The 26,205-nt window shown below is 67.3% G+C and carries 21 protein-coding genes, 1 tRNA gene and 1 pseudogene; 12 read left to right on the top strand and 11 right to left on the bottom strand.

Annotation, left to right across the window (positions count from 1 at the left end; genetic code table 11):
• Nucleotides 1-4: 4 nt before the first annotated feature.
• The 6 genes from V5G24_RS09650 to V5G24_RS09625 all read right to left on the bottom strand — a co-directional run bounded on the left by V5G24_RS09650 (nucleotide 5) and on the right by V5G24_RS09625 (nucleotide 7,438).
• A complete protein-coding gene (locus tag V5G24_RS09650) occupies nucleotides 5-2,698 on the bottom strand; it encodes a DUF4118 domain-containing protein (RefSeq protein WP_394085205.1) in 2,694 nt (897 codons plus the stop codon).
• Between the two features lie 82 nt (nucleotides 2,699-2,780).
• Entirely contained in the window at nucleotides 2,781-3,344 is a 564-nt protein-coding gene (gene kdpC / locus V5G24_RS09645) for a potassium-transporting ATPase subunit KdpC (RefSeq protein ID WP_394085204.1), read from the bottom strand.
• Between the two features lie 43 nt (nucleotides 3,345-3,387).
• Nucleotides 3,388-5,439 carry a potassium-transporting ATPase subunit KdpB gene (gene kdpB, locus V5G24_RS09640; RefSeq protein ID WP_394085203.1) on the bottom strand — a complete coding sequence of 684 codons (2,052 nt, stop codon included), beginning with the start codon at nucleotides 5,437-5,439 and terminating at the stop codon, nucleotides 3,388-3,390.
• 15 nt (nucleotides 5,440-5,454) lie between these two features.
• Entirely contained in the window at nucleotides 5,455-7,164 is a 1,710-nt protein-coding gene (kdpA, locus tag V5G24_RS09635; protein WP_394085202.1) for a potassium-transporting ATPase subunit KdpA, read from the bottom strand.
• Nucleotides 7,165-7,215: 51 nt separating this feature from the next.
• Nucleotides 7,216-7,302 (bottom strand): K(+)-transporting ATPase subunit F, encoded by an 87-nt coding sequence (gene kdpF, locus V5G24_RS09630; protein ID WP_348846543.1) that lies wholly within the window; start codon nucleotides 7,300-7,302, stop codon nucleotides 7,216-7,218.
• 10 nt (nucleotides 7,303-7,312) lie between these two features.
• Nucleotides 7,313-7,438 carry a hypothetical protein gene (locus V5G24_RS09625; RefSeq protein WP_394085201.1) on the bottom strand — a complete coding sequence of 42 codons (126 nt, stop codon included), beginning with the start codon at nucleotides 7,436-7,438 and terminating at the stop codon, nucleotides 7,313-7,315.
• Nucleotides 7,439-7,639: 201 nt separating this feature from the next.
• On the opposite strand from V5G24_RS09625, the gene V5G24_RS09620 reads away from it, so the two are divergent.
• Nucleotides 7,640-9,229: a bifunctional aminoglycoside phosphotransferase/ATP-binding protein gene (locus V5G24_RS09620; protein WP_394085200.1), complete on the top strand. Its 1,590-nt coding sequence runs from the start codon at nucleotides 7,640-7,642 to the stop codon at nucleotides 9,227-9,229.
• A 7-nt stretch (nucleotides 9,230-9,236) separates the two neighbouring features.
• Here the strand turns inward: V5G24_RS09620 and V5G24_RS09615 are convergent, their stop codons facing one another.
• The 4 genes from V5G24_RS09615 to V5G24_RS09600 form a co-directional block, all read right to left on the bottom strand.
• On the bottom strand, nucleotides 9,237-9,494 hold the full coding sequence (locus V5G24_RS09615; RefSeq protein WP_394085199.1) for a hypothetical protein: 258 nt from the start codon (nucleotides 9,492-9,494) through the stop codon (nucleotides 9,237-9,239).
• Nucleotides 9,495-9,742: 248 nt separating this feature from the next.
• Nucleotides 9,743-10,816, bottom strand: coding sequence for a selenide, water dikinase SelD (gene selD, locus V5G24_RS09610; RefSeq protein ID WP_394085198.1), 1,074 nt, complete (start codon nucleotides 10,814-10,816; stop codon nucleotides 9,743-9,745).
• A gap of 73 nt (nucleotides 10,817-10,889) precedes the next feature.
• Nucleotides 10,890-12,002: a transglutaminase-like domain-containing protein gene (locus V5G24_RS09605; protein ID WP_394085197.1), complete on the bottom strand. Its 1,113-nt coding sequence runs from the start codon at nucleotides 12,000-12,002 to the stop codon at nucleotides 10,890-10,892.
• Nucleotides 11,999-12,754: a TlpA family protein disulfide reductase gene (locus V5G24_RS09600; RefSeq protein ID WP_394085196.1), complete on the bottom strand. Its 756-nt coding sequence runs from the start codon at nucleotides 12,752-12,754 to the stop codon at nucleotides 11,999-12,001. The genes V5G24_RS09605 and V5G24_RS09600 overlap by 4 nt, the downstream gene beginning before the upstream one ends.
• 340 nt (nucleotides 12,755-13,094) lie before the next feature.
• On the opposite strand from V5G24_RS09600, the gene fdnG reads away from it, so the two are divergent.
• From fdnG to V5G24_RS09550, 10 genes and pseudogenes are all read left to right on the top strand, one after another.
• Complete coding sequence (gene fdnG, locus V5G24_RS09595; RefSeq protein WP_394085195.1) at nucleotides 13,095-16,181, top strand: formate dehydrogenase-N subunit alpha; 3,087 nt, start codon at nucleotides 13,095-13,097, stop codon at nucleotides 16,179-16,181.
• Nucleotides 16,182-16,194: 13 nt separating this feature from the next.
• Nucleotides 16,195-17,136 (top strand): formate dehydrogenase subunit beta, encoded by a 942-nt coding sequence (gene fdxH, locus V5G24_RS09590; RefSeq protein ID WP_394085194.1) that lies wholly within the window; start codon nucleotides 16,195-16,197, stop codon nucleotides 17,134-17,136.
• Nucleotides 17,133-17,825 carry a formate dehydrogenase subunit gamma gene (locus V5G24_RS09585; protein ID WP_394085193.1) on the top strand — a complete coding sequence of 231 codons (693 nt, stop codon included), beginning with the start codon at nucleotides 17,133-17,135 and terminating at the stop codon, nucleotides 17,823-17,825. The genes fdxH and V5G24_RS09585 overlap by 4 nt, the downstream gene beginning before the upstream one ends.
• A 201-nt stretch (nucleotides 17,826-18,026) precedes the next feature.
• Nucleotides 18,027-18,956: a formate dehydrogenase accessory protein FdhE gene (gene fdhE, locus V5G24_RS09580; RefSeq protein WP_394085192.1), complete on the top strand. Its 930-nt coding sequence runs from the start codon at nucleotides 18,027-18,029 to the stop codon at nucleotides 18,954-18,956.
• Nucleotides 18,957-18,966: 10 nt separating this feature from the next.
• Nucleotides 18,967-20,403 carry an L-seryl-tRNA(Sec) selenium transferase gene (gene selA, locus V5G24_RS09575; protein ID WP_394085191.1) on the top strand — a complete coding sequence of 479 codons (1,437 nt, stop codon included), beginning with the start codon at nucleotides 18,967-18,969 and terminating at the stop codon, nucleotides 20,401-20,403.
• Complete coding sequence (locus V5G24_RS09570) at nucleotides 20,390-21,238, top strand: tetratricopeptide repeat protein (RefSeq protein ID WP_394085189.1); 849 nt, start codon at nucleotides 20,390-20,392, stop codon at nucleotides 21,236-21,238. The genes selA and V5G24_RS09570 overlap by 14 nt, the downstream gene beginning before the upstream one ends.
• Nucleotides 21,235-23,055, top strand: a pseudogene (gene selB / locus V5G24_RS09565) (selenocysteine-specific translation elongation factor); the annotation flags it as partial. The gene V5G24_RS09570 and the pseudogene selB, both read left to right, overlap by 4 nt.
• A gap of 144 nt (nucleotides 23,056-23,199) precedes the next feature.
• Nucleotides 23,200-23,295: transfer RNA gene (locus V5G24_RS09560), tRNA-Sec, on the top strand.
• A gap of 143 nt (nucleotides 23,296-23,438) precedes the next feature.
• On the top strand, nucleotides 23,439-23,918 hold the full coding sequence (locus tag V5G24_RS09555) for a hypothetical protein (protein WP_394085188.1): 480 nt from the start codon (nucleotides 23,439-23,441) through the stop codon (nucleotides 23,916-23,918).
• Entirely contained in the window at nucleotides 23,905-24,327 is a 423-nt protein-coding gene (locus tag V5G24_RS09550) for a hypothetical protein (protein WP_394085187.1), read from the top strand. Before V5G24_RS09555 ends, V5G24_RS09550 begins: the two co-directional genes overlap by 14 nt.
• 24 nt (nucleotides 24,328-24,351) lie before the next feature.
• On the opposite strand, the gene V5G24_RS09545 is transcribed toward V5G24_RS09550, so the two are convergent.
• Nucleotides 24,352-25,038, bottom strand: coding sequence for a M15 family metallopeptidase (locus V5G24_RS09545; protein ID WP_394085186.1), 687 nt, complete (start codon nucleotides 25,036-25,038; stop codon nucleotides 24,352-24,354).
• Nucleotides 25,039-25,273: 235 nt separating this feature from the next.
• Here V5G24_RS09545 and V5G24_RS09540 point away from each other — a divergent pair, with 235 nt between their 5' ends.
• On the top strand, nucleotides 25,274-26,200 hold the full coding sequence (locus V5G24_RS09540) for an NAD-dependent epimerase/dehydratase family protein (RefSeq protein WP_394085185.1): 927 nt from the start codon (nucleotides 25,274-25,276) through the stop codon (nucleotides 26,198-26,200).
• The last annotated feature ends 5 nt before the right edge of the window (nucleotides 26,201-26,205 follow it).

Raw genomic sequence — 26,205 nt, 5'->3', positions numbered from 1 at the left:
TGTCTCACATTGCCGCGGCGGCGGGCGCGCCGCCGATGGGAAGCGAAAAAATGATCCGCGCGCCGCGCCCGTCGCCATCCACCGGGCTTTCCGCGCGCACGCTGCCGCCATGGGCCTCGACGATGCCCTTGGCGATGGCGAGGCCCAGCCCGGAGCCTTCCCCACCGTCCGCGCCCTCGCGCACGGCGCGCACGAATTTCTCGAACACATGGGGCAGCAGATCGGGCGCGATGCCGGGACCGTCGTCGGTGACGGAGATTTCCAGCAGGTCGCCAGCGCGCCGCGCGGCGAGCACCACATGGGCGCCGGGCCCGGCATAGCGCACGGCATTGCCCACCACGTTCGCAAGCGCCTGGTTGAGCAGGATCTGGTCCGCGAACACCAGCGGCAGGTCCTGTTCGCTCTCCACGGCGAACAATTGGGTCGCCCCGCGCCGCTTGGCGAGGGCGACCGCCTGGTGGATCACTTCGTTGATGTCGGTCCAGTCGCGCCGCAGATCGAGCGCGCCGGCTTCCAGGCGCGTCATGGACAGCAGGTTCCGCACCATGCCGTCCAGGTGCTCGGCCTCCTCGCGCACTTGCGAGAGCAGGTCGCGCCGCTGCTCGGGCGCGATGCGGGTGCCGTAATCGATCAGCGAGGTGGCGGCGCCCAGGATAGAGGATAAAGGCGTGCGGAAATCGTGGCTGATGGAGGCCAGCAGGATGTTGCGCACCCGCTCGGTTTCCGCCGCCGATTTCACGCCGGCCATTTCGTCGGCGAGTGCCGAGCGGTCGAGGGCGACCGCGGTCTGGTCCGCGAGCGTATCGAGCAGCACCGCCGATTCCGGATCGAGCGGACCGGACGGTCCCGCGCATTCGATACCGATCACGCCCACCTGCGTGTCGCGGGCGCGCAACGGCAGGAACAGCCAGGGCACGCTCGGCAAGGTGCCGGTGCCGGCGCCGGCCGGCTCGTTGCGCTCCAGGGCCCAACGCGCCGCGCTCATGGATGCGGTGTCGAGCCGGTCTTCCGGCGGCCAGGCTGCCGCCAGCGTCATCTGCGTCCCGTGCGGCACCAGAATGGCGGTGGAGCGGCCGAGAATGGTCTGGATCTCGGAGGCCGCCGCCTCCGCCACCGCGCCGGACTCCACCAAAGCGGAGAGCTTGCGGGTGAATTCGTACAGCCGCCGTGCCGCCCGCATGCGGATCGCCGCCGCATCCGCCCGCTCGCGCGAGCGCCCGGCCACCGCCGAAATCAGCACTGCAATGATGAGGAAGATGGTCAGGGCCAGCAATTCGTGCGGCCGCGCAATGGTGAAGGTGTAGACCGGGTCGATGAAGAAGAAATTATAGGTCAGCGCCGACAGCAGGGAGGCGAACACCGCCGCCCGCACGCCGAATTGGATCGCCGGCACCAGCACCGCCAGCAGATAGACCATGGAGACATTGGGCAGCGCCACCAAGTCCGTGAGCCCCTCCCCCGCCACCGTCGCGAGCGCCACCGACCCCGCCGCGACCACATAGCCGATTGTATCGCCATGGGGCGCGGCCGGTCGGACATGGCGGACCGGCGCCGCCTCGCTCTCATCGCCGAAAGTGACCACATGCACCGCGATGCCCCGCGCCTTGCGCACCAATGCATCGGCGAGGGTACGCCAGAACAGGCGGTTGAGGCGCGAGGGGCGCGCCTGCGCCACCACGATCTGCGTCACATTCTCGAACCGCGCGAAACGCAGCAGCTCGGCCACCAGATCATTGCCCACCAGCGCCCGCGTCTCGGCGCCGAGGCTCTCCGCGAGGCGCAGCGCCTCCTGGATGCGCTGGCGCTCGGCGAGGCTCGGCAAGGCGCCGGGGCGCTCCACGGTAATGGCGAACCAGGGCGCATCGGCAAGATCGGCAAGGCGCTTGGCCTCGCGCACCACCCGCTGGGCCGAGGCGTCGGGGCCGACGCACACCAGGATGCGCTCGCCGGCCGCCCACGGCCCCTCGATGGCGCCGCCCTGCATATGCTCGACGAGATCGCTGTCCACCCGCGCCGCCACCCGGCGCAGGGCGAGCTCGCGCAAAGCGGTGAGATTGGTGGGCTTGAAGAAATTCTCGATCGCCCGCGCGGCCGTATCCTGGATGTAGATCTTGCCCTCGGCGAGCCGCTTCAGCAGCTCGTCGGGCGGCAGGTCCACCATTACCACCTCGTCCGCCTCCTGGAGCGCGGTATCGGGCACGGTCTCGCGCACCCGCACGCCGGAGATGCGCTGCACCACCTCGTTCAGGCTCTCCAGATGCTGGATGTTGAGCGTGGTCCACACGTCGATGCCGGCGTCGAGGATGTCGCGCACGTCCTGCCAGCGCTTGGGGTGGCGGCTGCCCGGGACGTTGGTGTGGGCATATTCGTCCACCAGAAGCAGCGCCGGGCGGCGCGCCAAAGCGGCATCAAGATCGAATTCCGGCACCAGTCGGCCGCGATAGGCGATGGATTTGCGGGGCAAGGTCTCCAGCCCCTCGGTGATCGCCTCGGTCTCGCGGCGCCCGTGGGTCTCGACGATGCCGATCACAACGTCGGTGCCGCCCTCTTTCGCGGCCCGCGCCGCCTGGCACATGGCATAGGTCTTTCCAACGCCCGGCGCGGCGCCGAGAAACACGCGCAGCTTTCCCTTGCCCTCGCGCGCGGCCTTGGCGAGGAGGGCATCGGGAGACGCGCGCGGCTTGTCCTGCACTTTCAAGTCCCTTGCTGATGCGCTGCTCTGGGGCGGGCTTGCGGGAATGGATGGGCCGATCCTTCGCGAACCGGCCCACCCGTGGCAATCATTTTTGCGCGTCCAACGCGATGTTGAGTTTCAGCACGTTCACGCGCGGCTCACCGAAAACGCCGAGTTCGCGCGACTCGATATTCTGCGCCACCACCTGGCGCACCTTGTCTTCCGGAAGATTGCGGGCGGCGGCGACGCGCTTCACCTGGTCCTGCGCATAGGCGGGCGAGATGTGCGGATCGAGCCCGCTGCCGGAGGTGGTGACAGCATCGGCGGGGATTTCGCCGGTGATGCCCTCCGCGCGGAGCGCCGCGACATCGGCGAGGATCCGGTCCTTCAGCTTGGCGCTGGTGGGCGCAAGGTTGCTGCCGGAGGAGTTGGCGGCGTCATAGCCCTCTCCCGCCGCCGAGGGCCGGGGATGGAAATAGCCGGCACCCTCGGTCTTCTGGCCGATCAAGGCGGAGCCGACGACGACGCCGTTGCGCTCGATCCGGCTGCCGTTGGCGGCGGCGGGAAAGGCCAGTTGGGCGATGCCGGTGACGGCGAGCGGATAGGCGAGGCCCGTGATCACCGTGAACGCGGCGACCAGGACGATGGCGGGACGAAGCTGGGTCAACATTTGCGCCTCCTTCAGGCGAGGCAAAGTTCAAGCAAGGTGAGTTTCAGGCGAGACCAAGGGCGGTCACGGCGAGATCGATCAGCTTGATGCCGATGAACGGCACCAGGATGCCGCCGAGGCCATAGATCAGCAGGTTGCGGGCCAGCACGCTTTCCGCGCTGGCGGGCTTGTAGGGCACGCCCCGCAAGGCCAGCGGGATCAGCGCGATGATGATCAGGGCGTTGAAGATCACCGCCGAGAGAATGGCGCTCTGCGGCGTCGACAGGCCCATGACGTTGAGCACGCTCAATTCCGGGATCGCGACGATGAACAGCGCCGGGATGATGGCGAAATATTTCGCGACATCGTTGGCGATGGAGAAGGTGGTCAGCGAACCGCGCGTCATGAGCAGTTGCTTGCCGATGCCGACGATCTCGATGAGCTTGGTGGGATCGCTGTCGAGATCCACCATGTTGCCGGCCTCGCGGGCGGCCTGGGTGCCGCTCTGCATGGCGACGCCCACGTCCGCCTGCGCCAAGGCGGGCGCATCATTGGTGCCGTCGCCGCACATGGCCACCAGCCGGCCGCGCCGCTGCTCGTTGCGGATATAGCTCAGCTTGTCCTGTGGGGTGGCCTCGGCGATGAAATCATCGACGCCGGCCTCGGAGGCAATGGCGGCGGCGGTCACGGGATTGTCGCCCGTCACCATCACCGTGCGGATGCCCATGCGGCGCAATTCGGCGAAGCGCTCCTTGATGTCCGGCTTCACCACGTCCTTCAGATGGATGACGCCGAGCAGGCGCCCGTTTTCCGCAAGCCCCAGCGGCGTGCCGCCGGAACGCGCGATGCGATCCACCGCCGCGTTGAACTCGGCCGGCTCGCTCGTCTTGCCCGTAAGGCCTTCCGACACGAAGCGGCGCACCGCGTCCACCGCGCCCTTGCGCACCTTGCGGCCCGCGAGGTCGATGCCGGAAATGCGGGTGGCGGCGGAGAAGGGCACGAAGCTCGCCCCGTCCGGCACCATGGTCACGTCGATGCCGAAGGTCTCCCGCGCCAGGGCAAGGATGGAGCGCCCTTCCGCGGTCTCGTCGGCGAGCGAGGCCAGCACCGCCGCCTGCGTGGCGTCCCGCGCACTCACGCCCGGAACCGGGATGATCTCGGTCGCCATGCGATTGCCGAAGGTGATGGTGCCGGTCTTGTCCAGCAGCAGCGTATCCACGTCGCCCGCCGCCTCCACCGCGCGGCCGGACATGGCCAGCACATTATGGCGCACCAAGCGGTCCATGCCGGCGATGCCGATGGCCGAGAGCAGGCCGCCGATGGTGGTCGGGATCAGCGTCACCAGCAGCGCCACCAGAACCGGCACCGCCAGCTTGGTGCCGCCATAGAGGCCGAGGCCATAGAGCGTCACGACGGTGATGAGGAAGATCAGCGTCATGCCCACCAGCAGGATGGTCAAGGCGATCTCGTTCGGCGTCTTCTGCCGCTCGGCGCCTTCCACCAAAGCGATCATGCGATCGAGGAAGGACGAGCCGGCGGCCGCCGTGATGCGTACCACCACATAGTCCGACACCACGGTGGTGCCGCCGGTCACGGCCGAGCGGTCGCCGCCGCTTTCGCGGATGACGGGGGCGCTCTCGCCCGTGATGGCGGCTTCGTTCACCGAGGCGATGCCCTCGATGATCTCGCCGTCGCCGGGCACGAGGTCGCCGGCTTCCACCAGCACCAGATCGCCCACCTTCAGGTCCAGCGCCGAGACGCGGGTGAAGCGCTCGCGGTTCCTGGGGTCGGCGAGCTTCTTCGCCATCGTATCGGTGCGCGCGCGCTTGAGGCTTTCCGCCTGGGCGCGGCCCCGCCCTTCCGCCACCGCTTCCGCGAAATTGGCGAACAACACGGTGAACCACAGCCAGCCCATGATCTGGCCGGTGAAGGACACCGGCGCGCCGGTGAGCAGGTCGCGCAGGAAAATGGCGGTGACGAGCGTCGCCACGACTTCGGTGACGAAGATCACCGGATTCTTCATCAAGGAGCGCGGATTGAGCTTCTTGACGGCATCGATCGCGGCCCGGCCGATCAAATCGGGGCTGGCGATGGAGGAGACGTTTTTTGCGGACATTTCTTTCTCCGTTCCTCAGAAGGTCTTGCCGGCCAGCATCTGCACCTGCTCGGCGATCGGGCCGAGGGCGAGCGCGGGGAAGAATTGCAGACCACCGAGGATCAAGATGACGCCGATGAGGAGGCCCACGAACAGCGGCCCATGGGTCGGGAAGGTGCCGGTGGAGGCGGTAAGGCGCGGCTTGGCGGCGAGCGAGCCGGCAATCGCCATCATCGGCACGATATAAGCGAAGCGGCCGAACAGCATGGCGATGCCGAGCGTGGTGTTCCACCAGGGGGTGTTGGCCGAGAGCGAGGCGAAGGCCGAGCCGTTATTGCCGGTGCCGGAGGCATAGGCATAGAGCACCTCGGTCAGGCCGTGCGGGCCGCCATTGCCGATACCGGCAGCCGGTCCCGAAAGATTGGCGGCGAGCGCGGTGAAGCCGAGCACGAAGATGGGCAGCACGAGGCTCGCCAGCACCGCCATCTTCACTTCCTTGGCCTCGATCTTCTTGCCGAGATATTCCGGCGTGCGGCCCACCATGAGGCCGGCCACGAACACGGCGATGATGGCCATCACCAGCAGGCCGTAGAGGCCCGAGCCGACGCCGCCCGGCAGGATTTCGCCGAGCTTGATCAGCACCAGCGGCACCATGCCGCCGAGCGGCGTGAAGGAGCCGTGCATCGCATTCACCGCGCCGCAGGAAAGCCCGGTCGTGACCGCCGCCCACAGCGCCGAGAGCGCGATGCCGAAGCGCACTTCCTTGCCCTCCATATTGCCGCCGGCCGGGTCCAGCCCCGCGTGCTGCAGCACCGGCGTACCGGCCGCTTCCGCCCAATAGGCCACGGCCACGCCGACGATCAGCAGCACGAACACGACCGTAACCAGCGCCTTGGCCTGGCGCTTGTCGCCCACCAGATGGCCGAAGGCGAACATGATGGCGGTGGAGACCACCAGCATCTGCCACACTTGCAGCATGTTGCCGAGCGCGGTCGGATTCTCGAACGGATGGGCGGCATTGACGTTGAAGAAGCCGCCGCCATTGGTGCCGAGCTGCTTGATGGCGACCTGAGAGGCGACCGGGCCGATGGAGATGGTCTGCTGCGCGCCGTCGAGCGTGGTGGCCGTGAACGACCCGTCCAGCGTCTGCGGCATGCCGCTCGCCACGAGGATCAGGGCGGTGACGAAGGCGAGCGGCAGCAGGATGTAGAGCGTCGCGCGGGTGGCATCGACGAAGAAATTGCCCACCCCCGCCGCGCCGGACCGGGCAAAGCCACGCACCAAGGCGATGGCGAGCGCGATGCCGGTGGCGGCGGACAGGAAGTTCTGCACCGTCAGCCCCACCATCTGGCTGAAATTGCTCATGGTGGTCTCGCCGCCATAAGCCTGCCAATTGGTGTTGGTGACGAAGCTCACCGCCGTGTTGAAGGCGAGATCCGGCGACAGGGCGCCGAAGCCCTGCGGGTTCACCGGCAGCACCCCTTGCAGGCGCAGGATCGCATACAGCAGCGCGAAGCCGGCGGCATTCAGCGCCAGCATGCCGAGCGTATAAGCGACCCAGCCCTGCTCCTTGTCGGGATCGACCCCGGCAAGGCGGTAGAGGCCGCGCTCGACGGGGGCGAGCACGGGGGAAAGAAAATTGCGTTCACCCGCGAACACGCGGGCCATGAAGCGACCGAGCGGGATGGCGCATGCCACCACCGCTATGAAGAGGATCGCGATCTGAAGCCAGCCGTTGGAGGTCATGGCGTTGCATCACCTGAGAAAAGCGTTTGGGGGGATCGGGCGGAGCTGCGGTCAGAACCGCTCGGGGCGTACCAATGCGAAAACGAGATAGGCGGCGAGCGAGAGGCTCACCGCCGCACCGAGAACGAGGTCGAGCATGGGTTCCTCCTCAGGCCTGCGCCACGAAGCGCAGGTAGAGCGCCATCAAAGCGAAGAAGGCGAAGCCGAGAACGAGGTAGATGAGGTCAAGCATGGAGCACTCCTTGCGTAGGGGTGTCCTAGACCCACGGCGCATAAAGCCGCGATCCGGGATTTGCCGGTGGGCATAAGGATTCCATCAAGATGAGCCGGCGCATGCGCCTCCGCCCCGTGCGGCTCCAGAAGGGCAAAGACGAGCTTGCCCCTTGTTCCGCGCCGGCCCAATGAGGCGTATCAAGGCGGCCGGCTTCCGGCATAAGGATATTCAGGCATTCCCCGGCACGCGGAGCTTTGGGCCATGGACAGCCATGTGGTCGCGGACCAGAACCCGGTGTTCGCCTTCCTGGCAGATCCGGAAACTCACGGCGGCGCGCCGGTCTCGCGCATCGACACCCATGGCGCCGCCGTCTTCCTCGCGGGCGATGTCGCCTACAAGGTGAAGCGCGCCGTCGCCTTCCCCTATATGGATTTCTCGACCCTGGAGAAGCGGCGCGCGGCCTGCGAACGCGAGCTGGAGGTGAACCGCGCCAATGCGCCGGGAATCTATCTCGGCGTCGTGCCCATCGTGCGCACGGCCGACAGGCGCGGCACGGGCGGGCTTGCCCAGGATGGCCTTGCCTTGGGGGGCGCCGGCGTGCCGGTGGATTATGCCGTGAAGATGCGCCGCTTCGACGAGACCCGCACGCTCGACCGGCTGGAGAAGAATGCCTTCACCCCTGCCCTCCTCGCCGCCCTCGCCGGCGCGGTGCATGCGGCCCATGCCCGGGCGCCGGTGATCGGGAACACGGCGGACGCCGCCGCGCCGCTCGCCCGCATCGTGGAACAGAACGCCGCCGATTTCGCCGATAATCCGGAGCTGTTCGCCCCGGATGCGGCGCGCGCCCTCACGCACGCCACGTCCGACGCGCTGGCAGCGGTGGCGCCGCTGCTGCGGGCGCGCGCGGCGCAGGGCCATGTGCGGCGCTGCCATGGCGATCTGCACCTGCGCAACATCGTGCTGCTGGAAGGCACGCCGGTGCTGTTCGACGCCATCGAGTTCAACGACGACATCGCCATCTGCGACGTGCTCTATGATCTCGCCTTTCTGCTGATGGATCTGTGGGAGCGCGGCCTTCCGGGCGCGGCGAACGCGGTGCTGAACCGCTATCTGTGGGCGGGACCGGCGGAGCATTATGCCGGGCTCGCGGCGCTGCCCTTGTTCCTCAGCCTGCGCGCCGCGATCCGCGCGAAAGTGCAGGCGGCGGGCCTCGCGCATCTGCCGGACGAGCGGCAGGCGGCGGCGCGCGGCGAGATCGCCCATTATTTCGATGAGGCGCGCGCGTTCCTGGCCCCGGCGAAGCCGGTCCTGCTGGCCATCGGCGGATTGTCGGGCACGGGCAAGAGCACGCTTGCGGCCGCGCTCGCGCCCGGCATCGGACGGGCACCGGGGGCCGTGATCCTGCGCAGCGATATCGAACGCAAACGCATGGCGGGCGTCGGCGAAACCGAGACGCTGCCGCCGCACGCCTATACGTCCGAGGCAACGCAAGCGGTGTACGAGCGGATGCGCTCACGGGCGGCGCTGGCGCTGGCGGCGGGCCAGGCCGTGATCGCCGATGCGGTCCATGCACGGCCGCAGGAGCGCGAGGCCATCGAAGCCGTGGCGGGGACAACGAGCGCGGATTTCCTCGGCCTGTGGCTGGACGCGCCGGTCGATACCCTCGTCGCGCGGGTCGAGCAGCGCCGGGGCGATGCCTCCGACGCCACGGCCGAGGTGGTGCGCCGGCAGGCCGATTATGACCTCGGCGCCATGTCCTGGCACAGGATCGAGGCCTCGGCGGGGGCCGAAGGCAAGGCGCGCGCCGCTCTCGCGGACGTGTGCCGATCCTCTGGAACGCAAGAGATCTGAGGCGGCCTCAGCAATCCTTGCGGCTCGGTCCGACCACGGACGGATTGACGCCCTGCACCGTCGCCGGATGGTCCGTCGTCGATCCTGATGAGCCGGACGGGTGGGTGCCGATATAGGATCCGCCCGTGCCGCCCGACCAGCCGGTCGATCCCGCGCCGCCCGGCGCGGTGCCGGAGCTTTCGCCCTGCGCCGGCGGCGTCGCCGCGGCCGTCGCATCGCAGCCCTGGTCGGCATTGAGCGGCTGCCCGGATTTCTCGGCCGGCACTTGCGGACTCCCCGGCGGAGGTGGGCTCACAATAGCCTGCGCGAAAGCTGTGCCCGACAGCGGCGGCGCCATGCCGACACCGAGGGCGAGAGAGACAAGACAAGCGGCGAGAGATGTCGCCGACGCAGTGGAACGGATCAAGGCGCGCCCTCCGGGCTGTGTGTTTTCACACCTGCCAACGCCCGATGGGGGATCCGCGTTCCCTTTCGTCCGACAACCGCACGGTGCAAGGCCCGATCGGCGAGACGTCAGGCGTCCACCCGAACCTTCGCCTCCCCCGCCTCCACCCGGCCGATGCGGCGCGCGGCGGGATAGCCGGCGGCGAGGATCTCGCCCAGCACGCGGTCCGCTTCCTCCTGCGCCACCGACACCAGCAGCCCGCCGGAAGTCTGCGGGTCGGTCAACAGATGGCGCTGCCAGTCCTCCATCCCCGCCGGCAGCTCGATGCCCGCGCCATAGCTGGCCCAATTGCGATGCGACGCGCCGGTGACGAACCCTTGCCGAACCAGGGCCTCGGCATGGGACAGCACCGGCAGGGCGCCGCCCTCGATGCGCAGCCGCACGCCCGAGCCGCGCGCCATTTCGAGCCCATGGCCGAGCAGACCGAAGCCGGTGACATCGGTAACGCCGTGCACCGCCTCGTCCTGCGCCAGCGTGGCGCCGACCTTGTTGAGCAAGGTGGTGGAGGCGATCATCTCCTCATAGGCGTCGGGGGAGAGCGCCTCTTTCTTGAAGGCGGCGGAATAGATGCCGATGCCCAGCGCCTTGGTGAGAATCAGCGCATCGCCGGGCTTGGCGTCGCTGTTGCGGCGGATCTGGCTCTTGCGCACCGTGCCGATGACGGCGAGGCCATAGATGGGCTCCCCGGTGTCGATGGAATGGCCCCCCGCCACCGGAATGCCCGCCGCCGCGCACACCGCAGCTCCGCCCTGGAGGATCTCGCGGACGATCTGCGTATCCACCTTGCCGAGCGGCATGCCGAGGATCGCCAGCGCCATGATGGGCGTGCCGCCCATGGCATAGACGTCTGAAATCGCATTGGTGGCAGCGATGCGGCCGAAATGGTCGGGATTGTCCACCACCGGCATGAAGAAGTCGGTGGTGGCGACGATGCAGGTCTCGCCGTCCAGGTCCCAGACCGCCGCATCGTCCCCGGTTTCCGTGCCCACCAGCAGCTTCGCGAATGGCTGCGCCAAGGGATGCGCCAAGGGATGCGCAATGGGCTGTCCGCCCAGAAGCTCCTGGAGCACGGAAGGGGCAAGCTTGCAGCCACAGCCGCCACCATGGGCAAGGCTGGTGAGGCGGAAGGCGGTCTCGGTCATGCGGGGCGTCTCTCACTCACGGGTCCGACGATACCCCCGCCGCGACACGACGGGGGCTCGGCGGGAGACAGGCTCAGACCGAAATCTCGGTCGCGCGGATGGAATAGCGGAAGGTGTCGGGGTCGAGGCAATCCAGCCGGCCGGCCACGGTCTCCGCCTGCGGATACATGAGGAAGCCCACTTTCGGCCCCTTGGAGCCGGGCAGCGCCACGTCGTGAGCGTCATTATAGGCCATCCAATTGCCTTCCCAGGCGCCGAACAGGGTCTTGCGGGCGGCCACCACCTTGGGATCGTCGATGCCCAGCTTGCCCGGCGGCTCCTCCAGCACGACCTTGCGCACATCGGCCGGATCCATGGGCACCCAGCCATAGCCGGTGAGGAACACTTCCGAGCGGCAATGCTGCGCCTTCGTCACCACTTCGGAATTGGCGCCGAGGCTCTTGTAGCCGAATTTCGAGGGCGCCACCCGCAGGCCGTAGACATCGCGGGCGGGAATGCCGGCTGCGCGCACCAAGCCGACGAACAGGGCATTCAGATCGGCGCACTTGCCGCCAAGGTCCCCGCTCTTCAGCAAGGCCGCGATATCGCCCACCCCGCAGCCGCGCGTGGCGGCGTTGCGATAGGTGTTCTCGACGATCCATTCATAGATGGCGCGGACCTTCGTGATCTCGTCCTTGGCGCCGGAGGTGATCTTGTCCGAGGTCTGCTTGACGATGCCGTCGGTGGGAATGAGGTCGGTGGCGGCCAGGAACATCACGCGCTCCTTGTCCCCGAGCGGGGCGGCGGTGCCGGGCTTGGAGAGGTCCACCGCCCGGTTGCGGGTCGCGATCTTGCTGTTGATCTCCACCGAGGGCGCCGGCTCGCGCGCCGACCATTCGAGCGCCAGCATCTGCGCCCCGAACCGCGGATCGCCGACCACCTCGGCGGTGGCGGCATTGGTGGACCAGGTGCTGCCGCCGGGGCGGAACCATTGGTCCTCGGAAAAGGCCGGCAGCGGCACCCAGGCGCGCACGAGCCCGTCGGTCTTGCCGTCCGGCTTCGCCACATCCAGGCGCGTCACCACCTGGAAATTGCGCCACGCCCCCGGCTGGGGCGCGAACACGGTTTGCGCCCAGGCTCCGGCCGGCAGCAAGGCGGCGGCGGAGAGGGCTGCACCGGAAACCACAAAGTCACGACGCGTAATCATTGTGTGGGTCCTCCTGAGGGTGGATTGATCGGCTCTTGGGCTTGGCGGTTCACATCGGCGGAAGCAAACAACGTAGCGATGGTCTGGTCGGTCTCGGCGCGGTCCCAATCCACCGGCCCCTGCGCCTGTGCGCGCACGTGCCCGTCCGGGCCCACCAGAATGCTGGCGGGCAGCACGCTGACATCCCACGCGCGCGCGGCCAGCCGCTCGCGATCCATCAGGATGGGAAAGGCGACCGGCGTGGTCGCGATGAAGCGGCGCACCCGCGCATCCACCTCCCCCACATCCACGGCGAGCAGGGTCAGCGGCCGGTCGGCGAAGCGCGCCGCGAGGCGATTGAGCGCCGGCAATTCCTCCCGACAGGGTTCGCACCAGGTGGCGAAGAAATGCACCAGCACCACGCGGCCGGCGAACATTCCGCGATCCACCTGCCGAACCGGCGCGCCCACGGGGGCGAGCATCTCCAGCGCCAGGGGCGGCGCGGGCTGGCCGGCGGACGGCGCGGCATCGGCCGAAAGCGCTGCGTGCGGAGGTTCAAGGCGGAGTCCGGCATCGCCCTGCGCCGCAGCGCCCCCCGAGACCAGCAGGGCCCAGGCGCACAGCGTCGCGAAGATGCTCGGGAGGCGGGAGGTGCCTTGGAAGGGAGAGGCGAACCGAAGCGGGCACGCGGCAACGCTCCCCGCGCTATGCCGGCGGAGAATTTTCGCGTCCAAAATATCGCCCCGACCCTCGGGAGCCGACGTGAGGTTCACGGCGATGATCGTGCGCCGTAGCCTCGGGCCGGTCAATCTGTCCCCAATCAATATTTCGTGGTCCAAACGAAAAGGCATCGGCGAATGCCTCCATCATCTTCGCATTTGCAGCATATTTTTCGATTTTTATTTCGCTGACGCAGCGTCGCCTTGAAAGTCGTGGCGAGTAAAAAGCAAATAAAGCCGTCTTATTGTCTTGAAACACGTGCATTTGTGCTCGCGAAGTTTGACATGGTTCCAATTCCAAAATACCGTTCTGACGAGCCGGAATCCCGGACAGGGGTGATTTTCCCCCTTTTGATCGTCCCCCGTTGGGGGCGCCTATCGGAGGTCTTCTTCGATGAACATGGAGCTCTCGCGGCGCCAGTTCTTGAAAACGGCGGGTGCGGGGATCGCGGGCACGTCTCTTGGAGCTTTCGGCTTCGGAGGCATAGAAGAGGCCTACGCAGATTCCATCCGCCCGTTCCGCCTTTTCAATACGACTGAGACGCGCAACACCTGCACCTATTGCTCGGTGGCCTGCGGCATCCTGATCTATTCCAAGGGCGATCTGAAAAAGGGCGAAAAGGCCGAGATCACCCATATCGAGGGCGACGTCGACCATCCCACCAATCGCGGCACCCTGTGCCCGAAGGGCGCGGCCCTCCTCGACATCGTGCACTCCAAGACCCGCCTGCACTATCCCATGCTGCGCAAGGCCGGCTCGGACAAGTTCGAGCAGGTCAGCTGGGACGTGGCGCTGGACAAGATCGCGCGGGTCCTCAAGGACGATCGCGACAAGAATTTCATCGCCAAGAACAATGACGGCGTGACCGTCAATCGCTGGGTGACCACCGGCTTCCTCGCCGCCTCGGCCACCACGAACGAAACCGCCTGGTGCACGTACAAGGTCGTACGCAGCGCCGGCATGCTGGTATTCGACAACCAAGCCCGCGTTTGACACGGCCCGACGGTGGCGAGTCTCGCCCCAACTTTTGGCCGTGGCGCAATGACCAATTCGTGGACCGATATCAAGAACACGGATTTGGTCGTGATCATGGGCGGCAATGCCGCCGAAGCGCACCCGTGCGGGTTCAAATGGGTTACGGAGGCGAAGGCCAACCGTGGCGCGAAGCTCATCGTCGTCGATCCGCGCTATACGCGGTCCGCGGCGGTGTCGGATTATTACGCGCCGATCCGCCAGGGAACCGACATCGCGTTCCTCAATGGCGTGATTAATTACTGCATCCAGAAAGACAAGGTGCAGTGGGAGTATGTGAAGGCCTTCACCAACGCGACCTATGTCGTGAAGGATGGTTTTGAATATAAGGACGGCCTGTTCACCGGATATGACGAAAGCAAGCGGGACTACAACCGCTCGACCTGGGATTACCAGATCGGCGCCGACGGCTATGCGGTGGTGGACGACACGCTGGAAAACCCCCGGTGCGTGTGGAACCTGCTGAAGCAGCATGTCTCCATCTACACGCCGGAGATGGTCGAGCGCATCACCGGCACGCCGAAGGACAAGTTCCTGAAGGTGGCGGAGATGATCGGCGAGTGCTCGGCGCCGAACAAGACCATGACGTCGATGTATGCGCTTGGCTGGACCCAGCATTCCAAGGGTTCCCAGAACATCCGCACCATGGCGATGCTCCAGCTCATCCTGGGCAATATCGGCGTGCGCGGCGGCGGCATGAATGCCTTGCGCGGGCATTCCAATATCCAGGGACTGACCGACATCGGCCTGATGTCGAACCTGATCCCCGGCTATCTGACCTTGCCGACCGAGAAGGAAGCCGACTTCCCCACCTATATGTCGACCCGCGGCTTCAAGCCGTTGCGGCCGAACCAGATGAGTTACTGGCAGAACTACAAGAAGTTCTTCGTCAGTTTCCAGAAGGCCATGTGGGGACCGTCGGCCACCGCCGAAAACAACTTCGCCTATGATTACCTGCCGAAGCTCGATGTGCCCGCCTATGACGTCCTGCGGGCCTTCGAGCTGATGAAGCAGGGCAAGATGAATGCCTATTTCTGCCAGGGCTTCAACCCCCTTCAGGCGTTCCCCAACAAAGCCAAGCTCGCCGAGGCGCTCGGCAAGCTGAAGCTGCTGGTCATCATGGACCCGCTGGAGACCGAAACCGCCCGGTTCTGGGAAAATCACGGGGTCTATAATCCCGCCGATCCCGCCAAGATCCAGACCGAGGTGATCCAGCTGCCGACCACCTGCTTCGCCGAGGACGAAGGCGCGCTGGTGAATTCCGGCCGCTGGCTCCAATGGCATTGGGCGGCCGGCACGCCTCCGGGCGAGTCCAAGACCGACTCCTGGATCATGGCGCAGATCTTCCTGCGGCTCAAAGCCCTGTACCAGAAGGAAGGCGGCGCGTTCCCGGACGCCATCGTCAACCTGCAATGGAACTATAAGAACCCGAACGAGCCCACCCCCGAGGAGCTCGCGAAGGAAATGAACGGCTATGTCGTGAGCGACGTGGCCGATCCCAACGATCCGACCAAGAAGCTGCTCGAGGCCGGCAAGCAATTGCCGAGCTTCGCCGCCTATCGCGACGACGGCACCACCGCCGGCGGCTGCTGGATCTATTCCGGCTGCTTCACCGAGGCCGGCAACATGATGGCGCGCCGGGACAATAGCGACCCCGGCGACACCGGCGCCTATTCGAAATGGAGCTTCTCGTGGCCGGCCAACCGGCGCATCATTTATAATCGCGCCTCGGCCGACATCAACGGCAAGCCCTGGGACGACACCCGCAAGCTGCTGTGGTGGGACGGTGCAAAATGGACCGGATACGACGTGCCGGACATCGCGCCCACCGCCAAGCCTCAGGATGTCGGCCCGTTCATCATGAACCCGGAAGGCGTGTCGCGCCTGTTCGCCCGGGGCATGATGCGCGAGGGTCCGTTCCCGGTGCATTACGAGCCGTTCGAAAGCCCGATCGCCAATGTGATCGCCCCCAAGGTGCGGGGCAATCCGGTGGCGCGCGTGTTCAAGGACGATTTCGCCCAGTTCGCGGACGTCGGCTCGCCGGACTTCCCCTATGCGGCGACCTCCTATCGCCTCACGGAGCATTTCCACTATTGGACCAAGAACAACCACGTGAACTCGGTGCTTCAGCCGGAATTCTTCGTGGAGATCTCGGAACAACTGGCGAAGGAGAAGAACATCGCCAATGCGGGCTGGGTGCGCGTGTGGTCGAAGCGCGGCTCGGTGTTCGCCAAGGCCTATGTGACGAAGCGCATCAAGCCGCTCATGTGCGACGGCAAGACGGTGCACATCGTCGGCATCCCGATCCATTGGGGCTTCGTGGGCGCGGCCAAGAAGGGCTTCCCCGCCAACGTGCTGACGCCGTTCGTCGGCGACGCAAACATCGAGACGCCGGAATACAAGGCGTTCTGTGTCAACATCGAGCCCACCACCGGGCCGGTGGCGTGAGGGAGGTGAAATAATGTTTCCCCCAGCCCCAAATCCCCCGGTTGCCCCCGTTGCCCCGAAATACGGGCAGCAGGATCTGATCCGCCGGTCGGCGTCCACCATAGCGCCGCCCGCCCAGACGCAGACCCCCGTGGCCAAGCTCATCGACGTGTCGAAGTGCATCGGCTGCAAGGCCTGCCAGGCGGCGTGCCTGGAATGGAACAATCTCCACGAGGAGATCGGCACCTTCAACGGCAGCTACACCATTCCGCCGGACCTGACGCCGAACACCTTCACGCTGATGCGATTCACGGAATGGACCAATCCGGAGACGCAGAACCTGGAATGGCTGATCCGCAAGGACGGCTGCATGCATTGCGCGGATCCCGGCTGCCTCAAGGCCTGCCCGGCGCCCGGCGCGATCGTGCAATATTCCAACGGCATCGTGGATTTCGACCACGATAAGTGCATCGGCTGCGGTTATTGCGTGAAGGGCTGCCCCTTCAACATTCCCCGCATCTCGCAGGTGGATAACAAGGCGTATAAATGCACCTTGTGCTCGGACCGTGTTGCGGTGGGCCAGTGGCCCGCCTGCGCCAAGGCTTGCCCCACCCAGGCGATCGCCTTCGGCACCAAGGACGAAATGACGAAATGGGCCGATGGGCGCATCAAGGATCTGAAGTCGCGCGGCTATGCCAACGCCGGCCTCTATGATCCGCCGGGCGTCGGCGGCACCCACGTCATGTACGTGCTGCAACATGCCAACACGCCGGAAATCTACGCCGGCCTGCCCAAGAACCCGACCATCAGCCCGGTGGTCGAGATCTGGAAGGGTATGACCAAATACGTCGGCTTCGCGGCGATCGGCCTCGCGGCCGCAGCGGGCGTGCTCCACCATCTCGTCGCCGGCCCCAACAAGGTCAGCAACGAGGACGAGGAGAACGCCGAAAAACTCACCGGGAGTGACCCGCGATGAGCAATGATTATGACGTCGAATCTGGCGACGGGGTCCACAAGGGCCATCCTGTCACCGTGGACCGCTATACGGTTGGCGCCCGCATCAACCATTGGATCACGGCCATCAGCCTGATCCTGCTGGCGCTGTCCGGCATGGCCCTGTTCAGTCCCTCGCTGTTCTTCCTCACCAATCTGTTCGGCGGCGGGCAGTGGACGCGGGCGATCCATCCCTGGATCGGCGTGGTCCTGTTCTTCTCCTTCGCCGGGCTGTTCCTGCGCTTCTGGCGGGCGAACCTGTGGAAGGCGGAGGACGGCACCTGGCTCGCGCGCATCCGCGACGTGCTGGGCGGCCATGAGGAGCGCTTGCCGGAAGTGGGCAAGTATAATGCCGGCCAGAAATTCGTGTTCTGGGCCATGTCGCTGCTGATCATCGTGCTGATTTGCAGCGGCTTCGTCGTGTGGGACCAGTATTTTTCCGCCTTCACCACCATCCCGCAGAAGCGGGTGGCGATTTTGGTGCATGCGCTGGCCGCGGTCGCCATCATCTGCGTGTGGATCATCCACGTCTATGCGGCGATCTGGGTCCGTGGCACCATCGGCGCCATGACGAAGGGTCAGGTGACCGGCGGATGGGCTTGGCGTCACCATCGCAAATGGTTGCGCGAGCTGGTCTCGAAGGACAAGCCCGGCAGCACGCCGGCGGAGTGACGCGTCGGCGAAATCCGTCGAACGCGGCCGGGGGTGGCGTTTCGCGAGGGAACGTTTTGCACGCGCCCTCTTGAACGCGCGGCCGCCGCACATAGCTGAAAATCGACCGGGGCGGAGCGGCGACGAGGCTGCTCCGTCTCCTGCTTTCGCTTCATGTCCTTAAGCTTAACCACGTGGCCCGTGGGGTTCGTGAGGATTGGCATGTCAGAATTTTCCAGCGGTCCGGGCGCGATTGAACCCGATCCGAGTGTCATTGGCGGCATCGCCCAGCCTGCCCTGGCCGTTCTTCCCGATCCCTCCGCACTGTTCGCCACGCGCGCCCAGCGCTTCCGCGATCTTGCCCCGCACAGTGAGTTGCGGCCCTATCTGCTGTTCCTGGCCGATCTGGTGCAGATCCAGCACGATATCCAGGCCGGCCTGCCCGAGCCGCTGTTGCCGGACGTGGCGGCGCGCAAGCGCGCGGCGGAATTCGCCATGCCGCCTTTGGACCGGGCGCAATTCTCCTATGACGATGCGTTCGGCACCACGTTCGACCGACTGCTCCGCGCCATGCAGCCGGTGGAAAAGCCCGATGCGGCGGCCGCCGCGCTTGATGCGGTGATGCGCGCGCCGCCGATGGCGCGCGAAGCCATGATCCTGAACGTGCTGGCCGATTCCATTCCGGTGGAAGCCATGGCGGAGCACATTTATGTTGCCGCCGCGCTCCAGGTGCATTTCGCTCGGCTTTCCGCCCGCCTCGATGCGAAAGCCCTGGTCCCGCTCGGCGACGGCATGTGCCCTTGCTGCGGGGGGCCGCCGGTCGCGAGCCTGATCGTCGAATGGCCGAGCGCGCCGGGCGCGCGCTATTGCGCCTGCTCGCTGTGCGGCACCTTGTGGAACCAGGTGCGGGTGCGGTGCGTGCTGTGCGGCTCCACGAAGGGCATCGGATTGCAGGAGGTGGAGGGCGCCTCGGGGGCCGCCAAGGCCGAAACCTGCGATTCCTGCCACGGCTATACGAAGCTGTTCTACCTCAGCAAGGACCCGGCGGCGGACCCGGTGGCCGACGATGTCGCCTGGCTCGGGCTCGACCTGCTGATGCGAGACGGCCCGTATCGGCGCGGAACGTTCAACCCGTTCCTGCTCGGCTATTGAGGCGGCGATCATGAACGGTCCCGCCATCGCCGCCCGCGAAGCCCTGCGCGCGCTTCCCTCCGTGGACCAGGTGCTCAAGCAGGAGGCGGGGCGCGTCGCGCTGGACCATCACGGCCGCGCCGCTACCACCGAGGCGGTGCGCGCCGCGCTCGATGCCGCCCGCGCGGCGACAAGGGCCGGCACCCCGCCCGCCGGCGCCGATGCGATCGCGGGCGCGGCCCTGCGGGCGCTGGAGGCGCGGGCGCAACTCAGCCTGCGTCCGGTCTTCAATCTCACCGGCACGGTGCTTCACACCAATCTCGGGCGCGCCATCCTCAGCGAGGAGGCCATTGCCGCCGCAACCGCCGCCATGCGCAGCGCGGTGGCGCTGGAATTCGACGTGGAGAGCGGCAAGCGCGGCGAGCGCGACGATCATGTGCGCGCATTGCTGTGCGATCTCACCGGCGCGGAGGATGCGACGGTGGTGAACAACAATGCCGCCGCCGTTCTGCTGGTGCTGAACACGCTGGCGCTCGGCAAGGAATCCATCGTCTCGCGCGGCGAGCTGATCGAGATCGGCGGCGCGTTCCGCATGCCGGACATCATGGCCCGCGCCGGCACCACGCTCGTGGAGGTCGGCACCACCAATCGCACGCACCCCAAGGATTATGCCGGGGCCATCGGCCCGGACACCGGCCTTGTGGTGAAAGTGCACACCTCCAATTACCGCATCGAGGGGTTCACCGCCGAGGTCTCGCCGCGCGATCTCGCCGACATCGCCCATGAACGCGAAGTGCCGCTGTTCCACGATCTCGGCTCGGGGACGCTGGCGGACCTCGCGCGCTATGGGCTGGTGCACGAACCGACCGTGCGGGAAAGCATCGAGGACGGCGCGGATATCGTCACTTTCTCCGGCGACAAGCTGCTGGGCGGCCCGCAGACCGGCTTCATCGTCGGCCGGCGCGATTTGATCGCCGCCATCAACAAGAACCCCATGAAGCGGGCGCTGCGGGTGGACAAGATCCGCCTCGCGGCGCTGGAAGCGACCTTGCGGCTCTATCGCGACCCGGACCGCCTCGCCTCCCGCCTGCCGACGCTGCGCCTGCTCGCGCGGCCGCTCGCGGAGATGCAGGCGCTGGCGCAGGCGCTGCTGCCTCTGTTCGCCGAGCGGCTGGGCGATGGGTTTTCGACCTCCATCATTCCCTGCAAGAGCCAGATCGGCTCCGGCGCGCTGCCGCTGGAAACCTTGCCGAGCATCGCCCTCGCGATCACCCCCGCCGACGGCAGCGGGCGCGCGCTGGATGCGCTGGCGCGCGCGCTGCGCGCCTTGCCGGTTCCGGTCATCGGTCGCATCGCGGATGGCGCGCTGGTGCTGGATTTGCGCTGCCTGCTGGACGAAGCCGGCTTCCGCACCGCCATCGCCCAACTCAGCGTGCCAAAAGACGGGCCGGCCCATGGGATGGCTTGACCTGCTGCGCGGGCGCAAGGCCGCCCCCTCCGCATCCCCGCAGGACCCGCAGGCGGCGCCCACCGATCCCGACGCCCGCATGGCTGAGGCGCTCGCGGCGGCGCAGGCGGGCGATTACGAGACTGCTTTGTATCTCTGGGAGATGTTGGCGCGCGCCGGCATCGCGCGGGCGCAAAACAATATCGGCGCCTGCTTCGCCGAGGGGCTGGGCGTGGAACGCGATCCCGCCCTCGCCTTCCGCTGGCTGCATCTCGCCGCCGAGAGCGGCGATCCCGTGGGCCAGCGCAATCTCGCGGCACTTTATTTCAAGGGCGAAGGCGCGCCGCAGGACTATTTGCGCGCCGCCGAGCTCTATCGCGCCGCCGCCGACCAGGGCGACGGGCCGGCTCAGGATATGCTGAGCTGGATGCTGCTGGAAGGCGAGGTCATCCCCTTCGACGCTGCCGCGGCCCGCCGCTTCGCGGAGCTGGCGGCGGAGCAGGGCATCGCCTCCTCAATGACGCGCCTCGGCATGCTCTATCATAATGCCCTGGGCGTCGAGCGCGACCCGGCCGAAGCGGTGCGCTGGTGGCGGCGCGGGGCTGAGCGCGGCGATGCCGACGGCCAGGCCATGCTGGGCGCCGCCCATCATATCGGCTCCGGCGCGCCGCGCGATCCGCTCGCCGCCTATGAATGGCTCCTGCGCGGCTATCAAGGCGGCAGCGGCCTTGCCGCGCCGTTCATGGACGCGGTGCGCGCCACGCTCTCGCAGGACCAGGCGGCGGAGGCCGAGCGGCGCGCCGCCTTGCCCCTTCCCGCCCCTGACCCCTTGCCGGCTCCGGAGCCGTTGCCATGATCATCGGCACCGCCGGGCATATCGACCACGGCAAGACATCGCTGGTGCGCGCGCTCACGGGGGTCGATACCGACCGCCTGAAGGAGGAGAAGGCACGCGGCATCACCATCGATCTCGGCTTCGCCTATCTGCCGCTGGAAAACGGCGCGACGCTGGGCTTCATCGACGTTCCCGGCCATGAGCGCTTCGTCCACACCATGCTGGCCGGGGCGAGCGGCATCGATTTCGTGCTCCTGGTGGGGGCGGCGGACGACGGGGTGATGCCGCAGACGCGCGAGCATCTCGCCATCGTCGATCTGCTCGGCGTCTCCCACGGGCTCGTCGCCCTCACCAAGGCGGATCTCGTGGACGATGCGCGCCGCGCCGAGGTGACGGCGCAGATCGCGGCGACGCTCGCGGGAACGGCGCTTGAAGGCAGTGAAATCATACCCGTGTCGACCGTCACCGGCGAAGGCGTGGCGCAGGTGCGCCAGCGCCTCGTGGACGCGTCCGAGCATCTGGCGCAGCGCGCCGCCTCCGGCCGGTTCCGCCTCGCGGTGGATCGCTCCTTCACGCTCTCGGGGGCGGGAACGGTGGTCACCGGCACGGTGCTTTCGGGCGTGGTGCGGGTGGGAGACCGGGTGGTCGTCAGCCCGTCCGGCCTTGCCGCGCGCGTGCGCTCCATCCGCGCCCAGGACCGGCCGGCGGAGGAAGGCCGGGCCGGCGACCGCTGCGGGCTCAATCTGGTTGGCGACGGCATCACCAAGGACGCCATCGCGCGCGGCGAATTGGTGCTCGATCCGAGCCTGCACGCGCCGTGCGACCATATCGACGCCACCCTGGACGTGCTCGCCAGCGAGGCGAAGCCGGTAGGCCAATGGTTTCCCGTGCGCCTGCACACCGCATCGCGGGAGGTCGGCGCCCGCGTGGTGCTGCTCGGCGAAACCCTCGCGCCAGGGGCGAGCGGGCTGGTGCAATTGGTTCTGGAGCATCCCATCGCGGCGGCGGCGGGCGATCGCTATGTGGTGCGCGACACCTCCGCCCAGCGCACCATCGGCGGCGGGCGGTTTCTCGATCTGCGCGCGCCGAGCCGCAAGCGCCGCAGCCCCGAGCGCATCGCCCAGCTCGCCGCCCACGCGCTGCGCGACCCGAGCGACGCGGTGCTGGCGCTGTGCGAGAGCGCGCCCTTCTATCTGGATCTGCCCGCCTTCGTGCGCGATCGCGCCCTCGCCGCGTCAGAGGCCGATACCATCGCCGAGGCGCTCGGGCTGGTGCGCCTGCCCATGGGCGAGACGTCGCTCGCGCTTTCCGCCGGGCGCTGGCAGGCCCTGCGCGAGGCCCTGATCGCGCGGCTCGATGCCTATCACGCGGAAAATCCCGATCTTGCCGGCATGGGGCGCGAGCGGCTGCGGCTTGCTTTGTCGCCGCGCCTGCCCGCCCCCGCTTTCCTCGCCGCCTTGCAGATGATGGCGCGGGCCGGCGATATCGGACTCGACGGCGCCTGGGTGCGGCGCGCGGATTTCGAGGTGCGGCTGACCGCGCGCGACGAAGCCTTGTGGAGCGAGGCGCGGCCCCTGCTCCAGGGCGCCGAGCGCTTCCGCCCGCCGCGCGTGCGCGACATCGCCAATCTGCGCGCCCAGCCCGAAGCGGACGTGCGGCGCATGTTCAAGCTGCTCGGGCGGATGGGCCGCGTGGACGAGATCGCCCACGATCATTTCTTCCTGCGCGCCACCGTCGCCGAAATGGTGGAGATCCTGACCCGCCTCGGCGCCGCGCACGGCAGCTTCACCGCCGCGCAATTCCGCGACGAGGTGGATAGCGGGCGCAAGGTGGCCATCCAGATCCTTGAATTCTTCGATCGCCACGGCGTGACCTTGCGCCGGGGCGATCTGCGCCGCATCAATCCCCATCGGCTGGACCTGTTCCGCCCCATAAGCGATGATGCGCCGGCGCAGGAACCGGCGGCAACGCCGCACGCCATTGGAAGAGAAGCGTCCCTGGTGGGGCGTCCGGACTTCAAATCCGGGAGGGGCCGCGAGCCGGTCCTTGGTGGGTTCGACTCCCACTCTCTTCCGCCAAATCCAAATCCGCAAAAACCAAATCCGCAAAATCCGGGGCCGCAAAATTCGCCCGGCGGTCCATCATCCAAGAGCCCAAGCCCGAAAGCCGCAAGCCCGGCGGCACCCGGATCAAAAGCCGCCACAGCGGCGCGAGGACGGCGATGACCACGCTTTCAGCTTATCTGGCGAGCCTAGAGACGGCCGCGGCCGCGGCGGAACAGGCCGAAGCCGATTTCCGGCGCGAAACCGAGGCGCGCGCGGCCGCCCTCGCTTATGCTCGCGCCCATGCCTATCGCCGCAGCAATCTGGTGGCGACCCTCGCCACCCTAGCCGAAGGCGCGGAAACGCCGGAACTGGCGGTGGCGGCGGTGCAGGCGCATCTGCGCGCACGGCTCGGCTGGGACGATATGAGCGATGCCCGCGACGCGGTCCTCACAAGATTCGCGCCGGTGGCCCTCGCCCTGTTTTCCGCCGCGCATCCCGTCGCGGATGAGGACCCGGCCAAGACGCCGGAAGGCGCGGCTCCCGATCCCGCCGGCGCCTTGGCGGCGTTCGAGGATTGGTACGCCGAGACCCGCGAAAGCCCGTTCTGGTATCTCTTCGAGCACTACATACCGGAGACGCCCCGTGTCGATTACTAGCCGCAAGGGCGCGGGCACGAAGGGTGCCGGCCGGCACGATCTGACCGAATTCGACCTCTGGCTGCGCGAGTCCTTCGCCGCGCATGGCGCCTTCACCGCGCTGGTGGTGCTGGTGAAGATCGGCGGGCTGGAGGTGGCGCCGCTCGCCTCCACCTTCTTCAACATCATCGGCGACGAGATCCGCTGGCCGCAGATCGTGGCGCTGTTCGCCGGCTCGGGCAAGCAATGGGACGGCGCGGCCTTCTTCCCGGTGCTCGATTCCGGCGGGCCGCTATTGAACGGAGAAGCCCGCAGCCGCCTGCGCGCCCTCGAAGCCCGCGTGAAGGCCGACCGGCTGGTGCTCAACGAGGGCCATTTCTTCGATGCCTGGGGCCGGCGGCTGAAGATCGAGGAAGCCACTGCCCATTGAGCGCGGCGCCCGCGCGGCGCGCCTTCAGCGAATGGGAAAATCGAAATAGGTGTCGGGAAACGGCTCGTTCGCAAGCGTGAAGTGCCACCATTCCTTCTCAAACGGCACGAAGCCGTGGCGCACCATTGCGTCCGCCAGCCGCCGCCGGTTCGCCCGCTGCTGCGGCGTCACCGAGGTGTCTCCGGGCCAGGAGCGCGGGCTGAAGAGATCGAACGGCGTGCCCATGTCCAGCTCTTGCCCGCTCGCCGCCTCGACCAGCGTGAGGTCGAGCGTGGAGCCGCGTGAATGGCCCGACCGGGCGGCGATATAGCCTTCGGCGAACAGATCCTTCTTGTCCACGTCGGGATAATAGCGCGGCTTGGTGTGCTGGTCCGCGAGGTCCGCCGCCCAGCGCGCGAAATGCGCCACCGCGCGGGTCGGGCGGTAGCAATCGAAGATCAGCAGGTCGAAGCCCGCCGTGCGAACGTCCGCCTCCACCCGGGCAAGGGCCTCGCCGGCGGGCCGAGTGAGATAGCAGCGCGCCGCCTCATAGCCCTCCACGCGCGTCCCGACGAAATTCTCGCTGCCGTGATAGCGCACGTCGAAGCGCGCGCCGGGCACGAGCGACGCCACATCGACGAACGCGGCCGGCGGAGCCTCCAGCGCTTCGGCGGCGGGTGCAAGACCCATGGCAATGGCGAGGGCGGCGGGCGTGACGATGCGGTCGATCATGGACATCCGAACAGCAGGAGGGCGATCGGCGGCAGGATAGACCCACCGCGCGTGCGCGCGGAAGGGCAACGCAAACGGCCTTGAAAGAGCCCGCCGGCGCCTCGGCGGAATCGCGCGCCGCGGTTCCGGCATGGCGGCCCCGCGATTGGCCCGGGCCGCCGGCCATTGCAAGGGCGGGAGGGCTCTGGCATGTGATGGGCGAGTTTCGCACCCATCTGATCGGCGCCGGCCATCCATGAAGACCATTATCGTCACCGGAGCCGCAGGACTTGTCGGGCAAAATCTCGTGCCGCGCCTGAAGGCGCGCGACTATCGGGTGGTCGGCATCGACAAGCATCCGGCCAACACCGCCCGGCTGCGGCAGCTTCACCCCGACATCGACGTGATCGAGGCCGATCTCAGCCGCGCCGGCCCGTGGATGGACGCCTTCGCCGGGGCCGATGCGGTGGTGGTCAACCAGGCGCAGATCGGCGGGCTCGACCATTCCGAATTCGTCGCCAACAACGTCACGGCGACGCAACACATCATCGATGCGGTGCGCCGGCACGGCGTGCCCTATTTCGTCGCCATCTCCTCGTCCGTGGTGAATTCGCAGGCCAAGGACTTCTATGTGGAGACCAAGACCGCGCAGGAGCGCTTCGTCGATACGGTCGAAACGCCCCACGTGGTGCTGCGGCCGACGCTGATGTTCGGCTGGTTCGACCGCAAGCATCTCGGCTGGCTGCGTCGCTTCATGGATCGCGTGCCGGTGTTCCCGATCCCCGGCTCCGGCAAATTCCGCCGCCAGCCGCTCTATGCGGGCGATTTCTCCGCGATCATCGCTTCGGCCATCGAGAGCCGCATCACCGGCACCCACGACATCTCGGGGCGCACGGAAATCGACTATATCGACATCATCCGGCTCATCAAAAGCATCACTGGCGCCAAGGCGCGGATCGTCAGGATTCCCTATGCCGCCTTTTATGTGCTGCTGAAGACCTATGCGCTGGTGAACACGAACCCGCCGTTCACGGTCAACCAGCTGCAGGCCCTGGTGATCCCGGAAGTGTTTCCGGTCATCGACTGGCCGAAGATCTTCAACGTACCCGAGACGCCGCTGAAGCAGGCGTTCGAGGAAACCTTCCTCGATCCGCGCTATAGCTCCATCGTCCTCGACTTCTAGGAGCG

Origin of the sequence: Roseixanthobacter finlandensis (assembly GCF_043195105.2) — a bacterium.
Classification (GTDB): Bacteria; Pseudomonadota; Alphaproteobacteria; order Rhizobiales; family Xanthobacteraceae; genus NCEH01.
The sequence above is the reverse complement of the archived record's forward strand: the minus strand, read 5'-3'. Positions and strand labels throughout refer to the sequence as shown.